Below are 908 nucleotides of genomic sequence, written 5' to 3' on the forward strand. Positions count from 1 at the left end.
GTTATAAGGAGGCGTTTGTTAACCAGCGGAAACAGATTCGAAACAGAAACGAGCGTTTTGCGAAATCTTCTCGAAACATGACGTTGGGATAAGCGGCCATCGAACTGGAGCCGGCCAACCGGCAGAGAGAGGGGACTTCATCATGCATACCGCCATTTCCGCCAAGCTTATCAACATCACCGCCGCTGCCTTGACTGGTGCAGCACTGCTGCTCGGCGCCGGCTCGGGTGCGGCGCACGCCGCCAACAAGATCGTGGCACGCGTTTCGCTTTCGCAGCAGATCATGGAAGTCTCCGTCGACGGCCGGCCGACCTTCGCCTGGAAAGTCTCCACCGGCGACCGGGCCCATGTGACGCCGACCGGCTCGTTCAAGCCGACCCGCATGCATGAGATGTGGTATTCGAAGAAATACGACAACGCCCCGATGCCGCACTCGGTCTTCTTCAGCGGCGGCTATGCGGTACACGCGACCTACGCGATCAAGCGCCTCGGCCAGCCGGCTTCGCATGGCTGCGTGCGGCTGCACCCCGACAACGCGGCCGATTTCTACCAGCTCGTCGAAACCTTCGGGGCGACCAACACCAGCATCGTCATCGTCAAGTAGCAGGCTGGAAACGGTGGCGTGTCAGCATGCTGGCGCGCCTCGAGGCTCCCACCGGAAAACGCTGCGGTATGAGCACAGCTCGAACCGAGGTATTGCGTACAGCTCAAACCGGCGGAGCCCAGCCAAAAAGAAAAGAGGCCGGAAAGTTTCCGGCCTCTTTTCTTTTGCATTTGTCCTGCGCATTTCCGGGCAGGAAGCCCCACCCTAGCTCGGCAGTGCCGGCATCAGCTTGGGATCCGGCTTCTCCGCCAAATGAGGCAGGTCCTTGCTGGCGATGAAGGGGTAGAACATGGGCACGACGAAG

The 908-nt window shown here is 60.2% G+C and carries 1 protein-coding gene; it reads left to right on the forward strand.

Translation table 11 applies throughout. The features are described from left to right. The first annotated feature begins 142 nt into the window (after nt 1-142). The gene (locus tag EN939_RS36020) at nt 143-604 is read left to right on the forward strand and encodes a L,D-transpeptidase (RefSeq protein ID WP_023811018.1); all 462 of its coding nucleotides are present in this window, start codon (nt 143-145) and stop codon (nt 602-604) included. The last annotated feature ends 304 nt before the right edge of the window (nt 605-908 follow it).

Source organism: Mesorhizobium sp. M7A.F.Ca.CA.002.05.1.1 (assembly GCF_003998335.1).
Classification (GTDB): Bacteria; Pseudomonadota; Alphaproteobacteria; order Rhizobiales; family Rhizobiaceae; genus Mesorhizobium.

Excerpts from the sequence above, each read along its gene's own strand:
- EN939_RS36020 (WP_023811018.1), top strand. The coding sequence starts at position 143 with ATGCATACCGCCATTTCCGCCAAGCTTATCAACATCACCGCCGCTGCC.